Below are 6,227 nucleotides of genomic sequence, written 5' to 3'. Positions count from 1 at the left end.
TTCAATTGTCCGCCAGAAACGGAAAACTCAGCAAAGAGATTAATATATTTATTAAATAAAAAAGGCCATCTCGAATTGTGTTTCGAGACAGCCTCCTTTTTTAATCTCAAGACAAAAAGATCTCATTTTTTTTAGGGCAGCCCGAATATTTTTCCTGTTAAAATGTGCTTATACATTTTGATTTTGTTTACTGATTAATTGTTATTACAATGAAAAATTATTTCTTCAGGAAAGTGTGGAACATATCTGCCATGCTGATCATTGCAGGTACATTCCAACTAACTGCTAAAATTAAGGTTGGTGTTGCTGAGACGATAATTACCCCTGCAAATCCGGTTGGTGTTAGAATGGCCGGCTATGACCGGGGTGTGAATACATCTACAGGAGTACACGATGATCTTTATGCGCGCAGCCTGGTTGTGGAAGGTGAAGATGGAACAAGTTCAGCAATGATCACCGTTGCAGTGGTTAATATGTCGGAAGCGGTGATGGATCAAATTCGTACAGGAGTAAATAAGGAGACAGGAATTCCTTTTAAAAATGTAATTGTTTCTTCTACCCATACCCACTCGGGTCCGGTAATGGGAAATTTAGAAGATGCATATATAAAATTTTTTATCGGCAGAACTGTTCAAAGTGCAGTTAATGCCTGGAAAAGCAGAGTGCCGGGCAAGATTGGCGCTGGTTCAACGGAAGTTTTTGGCATGGCGATGAACGACAGGAGAATGGAGCATGGAGGTGTTCCTCCTGATCCTGAGGCTGCTGTAATTAAGGTTGAGAATGCTCAGGGAAAACTCCTTGGCGTATTTTTCAATTATGGCTGTCATCCTTCAGCTCTGGATTTGCATAATTTACAATTTACGGAAGACTGGCCATATTTCTCAATTAAAGGAATTAAGGAAAAGTTGCCGAAAGGAGTTGTAGTGGGTTATTTTCAATCGGCTCAGGGCGATGCAAAAGTGGGTTATCAGGCTGAACTTTCTGCAGTTGGTGCTTTTATGCAGGGAATCAGAAGCTTTGAATTTGCCGAAAAGAAGGGCCTCATCCTGTCAGAAGCCGTTCTCAAGGTATTACCGGAGATCAGGACTTCAGCCGACCTGGATGTAAGAGTTAGTTACGATAAGTTTCAAATACCTGTTCGGACAACTTTCCCATATACACATGAAGAAGCCCTTCGCTGGCAGGAGCAGGCGAAGAAGACTTTGGATGAAAAGGAGAAATTGGTCATCTATTATCCCAAAGACCTCGAAGGTGTTGAGCGACTCAAGGAAGCAGCACGTGAATTGGTTGCTAAAGGTAGTATAGGTAAAACCATAGGTCCTAGAACTCTGGATAAGTATAAAGTTGACTATTGGCTGGCTACCCAGGCGGTTAATCAATCAAAACGGATTGAAGCCCTGCCGGCTAATCCTGCACCCTTCTTAATGCCAATGCAGGCAATTCGTATAGGCAACACTGTTTTTGTGACTTTTCCGGCTGAAGTTTTTACGGAGATTGGTTTAACGGTAAAACAAAAGTCACCCTATGAAAATACTTTTATTTTGGGTGTTGCCGGTGGTTTTAATGGCTATATAGCAACGGCTGCTGAATATATAGAAGGTGGATATGCTGTTAATGGCAGCCCTTATGCACCTCAGGCTGAGCAGGCCTTGATTGATGCTTCAATGGAGCTAATTAAGCGGGTGAAGTGAGTTGACACCCGATAGCTATCGGGTTGACTATTAATATTTATTTGAAATAAAGCAGGATGTCATCCCGACGAAGGAGGGAACTTAGCGATTGTAAAGAATATTTTAATATGGAAAAATGCAAATCCAAAGTAATAAGGTCAGTATCGTACAATGAACCATTAAATTACTGTCAACAGGTAACAGATAACAGACAACTGATAACAGACAACAGGTAACAGATAACAGACAACTGATAAAAGATTATGAAAATTAAAGAAATACTACCTTTCCTGTTATTCTTCCTTATTGTGACTTCCATAAATGCACAAACTCAAGGAAACAGAGTACCATATGTAATTTATGACAATTTCGATACCGGCGAAATGTTTACCTGGGAACCTTATCCTTATCAGCAGGATACAGGTTATGATCCCTTATTTGGTACGAAAAAGGAGCCAGCTTATGGAGGAAAAGGGAGTTCACTTTCCCGCCTGACAAAGCCGAATGATGCGAATGATCTTACACAGGGATTTACTAAGCGTATTGATATGTATGCCCTTGCAGGTACAAGGTTAAAATTTGCCTATTTTTTGATGAGTGACAGGAGACCGGAAACCATGGATGTATCTATTGGTTCCTTTAATGGTGTTTTGTACACCCATACGATCAAATCACCCAAGGCAAATACATGGGTTGAGGTAGATATTCCTTTAGAATCTTTTAAATCAAAAGGTAATTCGCTGAGTGCTGGAGAACATCTTCAGGTGGTGGTTATGAAAACATTTTATCCTGTTGTTAACCATTTACCCAGCTATACTATGCTGATGGATGAGTTTCGGCTTAACGGAGAAAGATCGCGGCAGTTTGTTTCAGTTTCCCCAAAATCTACCTGGTTTGAGCAATTTGGACATTCTGTCATTAACGCTCATTTTAAAACTTCTCAGGCAATATCGCTTTCAGTAGCAGCTGAAGATGGAATAAAACCAAATGCAGTAAGTGCAGAGCTTATCGGTCCTGATGGCCGTTCCATTCTAAAAAATATTAAATTTTATGATGATGGAACTCATGGTGACTTAAAATCTGCTGATGGTATCTGGTCAAATAATGCCATCTATACGATTAAGCCGGAAGATCCAAGAGGTCAGTGGAAAGCAAGAATAACCGGACTTGCCGGGAGTCAGTTTAGCTGGGATCTGGGATTTATTGTTCCGGTATCGGGATTGAATGCAGAGAGCCACCCGAGGATCTTTTTCACTTCCACTGAACTTGCTGCCAAAAGAGATGGAAATGAGCCTGCTGCAGCCAAAAAACTACTTGATAACCTGATTAAAAGCTATAGACCATCTGCTATCAATATCGCTTCATTGCCTATGCCTAACCCCATTGCTCCGGAGTCTGTTACCGGAGGACCATATGCAAGTGCGGGTATGGGAGGCTGGTACAATACGCAGAATGCACTTGCAAGAATTGTTGATAATGAAGCCTGGCAATTTTATCTGAATGGAAATAAAGAAGCTGGTGAAAGGGGTAGGGCTGCTTTGAATAAACTTTGTGCTATGCCATCATGGAATCACCCCTGGATGGAGGCAAATGGAAATCATACCTATTATCCGGGAGCTCCCGCTGCAATGGCGGCTGCAGTAGGGTATGATCTTTTGTATCAGATATTATCCGCTCAGGAACGGGCCGCCATACGAAAGGGCATAATGGAAAATTCAATCAAACCATTTTACCGGGATATGGTAGAATTAAACCGGATGCCGACCAGTAATTCAAATCATATTGGTGTGATTCTTTCAGGTGTTGGACTTGCAGCAATGGCGATCGCAAATGATGATCCTGATCTGCCGGGTTTGGAACCCTATCTTTCTGGTATCCTTGCCAAAACGAAACAATTTATTGACCGGACCATGCTGCCGGAGGGAAGTTATAATGAACCCTATACCTATCAGGAAATGGGTTACAGAGAACTTGTCGAGTTTCTTTTTTCTCTTGAGAATAATTATGGGATTGATTATACTTCTACTACCTATTTAAAGGAGTTTTACCAGTATCCATTATACGTAACTCAGAATAACAGAGGTAAATATCAGGATCTGGGTGATGTTTCCCCAACCTATAGCTTTACACAGCAGCCCTCCCAATGGCTTGTTTATAAAATGAAGGATCCGTTCATGTATAAATATGTTAAACCAGCATGGGACTCAGGAAATGCGAGAGGAGGAATCCTGCCTTATTTGTGGTATACAGAAGGGATAATTCCCAAAAGCAGAGAAATATTGCCTTTATCAAAACATTTTGAAGGAAAGGGGCATATGGTTATGCGATCATCCTGGGATGATTCAGGAAGTATACTGATATACAAGGCAGGCCCTAACGGAAATCACTATCATTATGATCAGGGTACCATTCTTTTGACCCATAATGGTGAGGAGCTTTTGAGTGATGCCGGACATAGCAGCAGTTATTATGCAAATTTGTATTTCCCGGGATATTATACACAGGCTATCGGGCATAATGTGATGTTGATAGATATGAATGCTGAGAGCCAGGCTCCCGGTGATTTTGATAATGGTATTGCTTCACTTAAGACCTATCCTAAAATAAGCAATTCTTTTGCAGGAGATAAAGCCAGTTCCGTAAGGAGTGATCTTACAAGTGTTTATAAAGGTTTGGTATCCAGCTATCAACGTAGTTTATTGTATATAAAAGATGGACCGGTATTTCTTTTTGATGAGGTGAAAAGCCCTTCTGAACATTCCTATAACTGGCTGTTTCATGCCGAGCACACCAATGGGAAAAGCTCTATATCCTATTCAGACAATCGTATGATTATCACACGTCCTGAGGCACGTCTTACGATGGATGTACTATCTCCGGAACCTTTGACAAGCCAGATAAGAAATTCGGATCGCAGTGAGAGTTTTATTGCAATATCTTCTGCCAGGTTAAAGGATGCAACATTCCTTGCAGTGATGGTTCCTGAAGGAAAACCTTCAAATGGCGATTTTGCTTTAAGGCCTAAAGCAATCAGGATCGAATCAAATGGCTGGATAGGTGCCCGGCTTAAAGATCCAAAGGCTGATTATTTTGCATTTTTTAAACAAAGCAATAGTTCAAATGAAAATATTCAGGGTTTTACAACAGATGCATCACGATTTACAGCTACCCTGTCAAATGGCAAATTAAGTCAGGCATTTTTTGAAGGTAAGAGATTCAGTGGCTTCGGTTCTCAATTAGAATTTAAAACACCTGTGAGTGCCTCTGTTTCAATATCAGATGCAGGCACTGATCTTGAACTAAGTTCTGAAACTTTAACGGAACTGAAGATAAAAAGCAATTCAAAACCAGTTTCAGTTAGCCTGAATGGAAAAACAGTAAAGAATTGGAAGTATGATCAGAAAAGCCAGATTTTATCTGTAATTATTCCGCAGGGAAAATCAAAGATTAATGTCAATTAGGTTAAAAGAAACCTTTAATAATTAGTCCATTTTGACAATCTTTAATATGAGATCTATTGTTTCTTGATATTTAATATAATCCAGCAAGCATGAAGTTTTTTCTGTTCATAATATTGACCGGTTTGAGTTTGGGAACTTATGCTCAAAAAAATACTTTTCAATGGGTTCAGGAAACAAAGGAAGCAGCCTGGAAGGCCCGGGACTCTCAGGGTGAATTTGTTTTCAAAGGCAATATGTGGATACTTGGCGGATGGTATACTCCGCAATTGCCAAATCCACGCGATATTTGGAAATCCCCTGATGGTAAAAACTGGACACTTGTACTGGATAAAGCACCATGGGAACACAGTGATCTTTCAGCTGCATTTGTATTCAAAAACAAGATGTGGATGATGGGAGGAAGGAAATTGCCTGGAACAAACTGCAGCAATCAGGTCTGGTCATCGAAAGATGGTGAAAAGTGGATACTTGAAACCCCTAATGCAGGCTGGAGTCCAAGACTGGCACCTGGATTTGTTGTTTTTAAAGATCGTATGTGGATACTTGGTGGCGCCAGCGATTTTTATAAAAACAATGATAAAACACTATTTAATGATGTTTGGTCATCGGCTGATGGCAAAGAATGGAAGCTCGAACTGGCAAGTGCTCCCTGGTCAAAACGTACGCATGGAAAGGCAATTGTTTTCGATGGAAAGATCTGGATAATCGGAGGCGGAACCAGAGCTCCTAAAGCTAATTCATTGAACGATGTCTGGTCTTCCGGAGATGGAGTAAACTGGACTTTGGTTACCGATTCAGCAGCATGGGCTCCGCGCATCTGGTTTTCTACTCTGGTTTACAGAAACTGTATCTGGGTTTTGGGAGGCTGGGCGGAGTCAGGCAATATCGGAGACGTATGGTATTCAAAGAACGGTAAAGACTGGACTGAGTTTAAGTCGGATATCAAATGGACTAAAAGACACGAACATTCCGCATTTGTATTCAAGGATAAGATCTGGATCGCCGGAGGAGCTGCTGAACCTGATTATAAGCTGGACAGCGAAGTCTGGAGCCTGAGCCTGCCTGAAAAATGGTTTGCCGATCAATAAATAAATTA

Annotated in this window: 3 protein-coding genes; all 3 read left to right on the top strand. The window is 40.9% G+C overall.

Annotation, left to right across the window (positions count from 1 at the left end; genetic code table 11):
* Window positions 1–209 precede the first annotated feature (209 nt).
* The 3 genes from BLR27_RS09390 (at window position 210) to BLR27_RS09380 (ending at window position 6,219) form a co-directional block, all read left to right on the top strand.
* Window positions 210–1,691: a neutral/alkaline non-lysosomal ceramidase N-terminal domain-containing protein gene (locus BLR27_RS09390; RefSeq protein ID WP_090704164.1), complete on the top strand. Its 1,482-nt coding sequence runs from the start codon at window positions 210–212 to the stop codon at window positions 1,689–1,691.
* 242 nt (window positions 1,692–1,933) lie between these two features.
* Window positions 1,934–5,131, top strand: coding sequence for a heparinase II/III domain-containing protein (locus BLR27_RS09385; RefSeq protein WP_090704162.1), 3,198 nt, complete (start codon window positions 1,934–1,936; stop codon window positions 5,129–5,131).
* Between the two features lie 89 nt (window positions 5,132–5,220).
* Window positions 5,221–6,219, top strand: coding sequence for a Kelch repeat-containing protein (locus BLR27_RS09380; RefSeq protein WP_090704160.1), 999 nt, complete (start codon window positions 5,221–5,223; stop codon window positions 6,217–6,219).
* Window positions 6,220–6,227: the final 8 nt, after the last annotated feature.

The organism is Daejeonella rubra, assembly GCF_900103545.1.
Classification (GTDB): domain Bacteria; phylum Bacteroidota; class Bacteroidia; order Sphingobacteriales; family Sphingobacteriaceae; genus Daejeonella; species Daejeonella rubra.
This window is presented reverse-complemented; position numbering and strand designations above follow the sequence as displayed.

Excerpts from the sequence above, each read along its gene's own strand:
- BLR27_RS09390 (WP_090704164.1), top strand. The coding sequence starts at position 210 with ATGAAAAATTATTTCTTCAGGAAAGTGTGGAACATATCTGCCATGCTG.
- BLR27_RS09380 (WP_090704160.1), top strand. The coding sequence starts at position 5,221 with ATGAAGTTTTTTCTGTTCATAATATTGACCGGTTTGAGTTTGGGAACT.
- BLR27_RS09385 (WP_090704162.1), top strand. The coding sequence starts at position 1,934 with ATGAAAATTAAAGAAATACTACCTTTCCTGTTATTCTTCCTTATTGTG.